We start from the raw sequence: 752 nt of genomic DNA, 5'->3' as shown, positions 1-752 counted from the left end.
GAAAGGTCTTCGACGTCCCCTAGGCAACTTGCAATGGCGAAGGTAGATGCGGACTTGTCGTCTTGTACTGCAAACTGCGACACCTCAGACTTATCAAGTCTTCCTTCAAGCAACATCGCATGACTGCGCTTTTGCAGCATTCGTCGAAATTGAACCATCTCGTACGAGCCATTGTAGACGTAGTAAAACACCTTGCACGCCCGATGCTGTCCAATGCGCCACGCCCTACGACTTGCTTGACGCATGGTCGCGATCTCGTCCGTGAACTGGTAAAACAGCAAAGTCGGGAAAAACATCAAATCAAGTCCGACCTCTACCAGTTTGGCGTTACAGACAACGACTTCTGTCCCTTTGTCTACCGCCTGTTCAAGCCACTCGATGCGCTCCTCAGGTGATACGCTTGCTTGAAGGGTTTGTACGCGTATGCCGTTTTGCTTTAATACGCTCGCAATTCGCCTGTCTTGCTCAGCCTCACCACTATAGCGGACATACACCACACAACGCCTGTTTTGGTCCAATTCGGATTGGATATCTTTGAGCAACTTCCCTTCCTTAGCGGACAACATACGTTCATGGTTTGGGGCATAGAAGGTGACCGTGTCATCTCCCAGCGTTACCGTTGTAGAGACATGCGGTTGATTGGCTGCGTTCACCACGGAAGGGATAAATTTCGCGAATGCATTCGCGTTTCCGATCGCATATTGCTGACGCATCACAGATTCAAGTTCGTTGTGAAACACCTGATATGCTGC

1 protein-coding gene is annotated in these 752 nt (G+C 50.0%); it reads right to left on the bottom strand.

Annotated features, from left to right (window positions below):
• On the bottom strand, window positions 1–752 hold a 752-nt coding region (locus AN477_RS22670; RefSeq protein WP_281176400.1), incomplete at both ends, for a helicase-related protein.

Source organism: Paenalicyclobacillus ferrooxydans, assembly GCF_001399675.1.
In the GTDB taxonomy this organism is placed as follows: domain Bacteria; phylum Bacillota; class Bacilli; order Alicyclobacillales; family Alicyclobacillaceae; genus Alicyclobacillus_B; species Alicyclobacillus_B ferrooxydans.
Note: the sequence above shows the minus strand (reverse complement) of the source record. Positions and strands in the feature narration are given on the sequence as shown.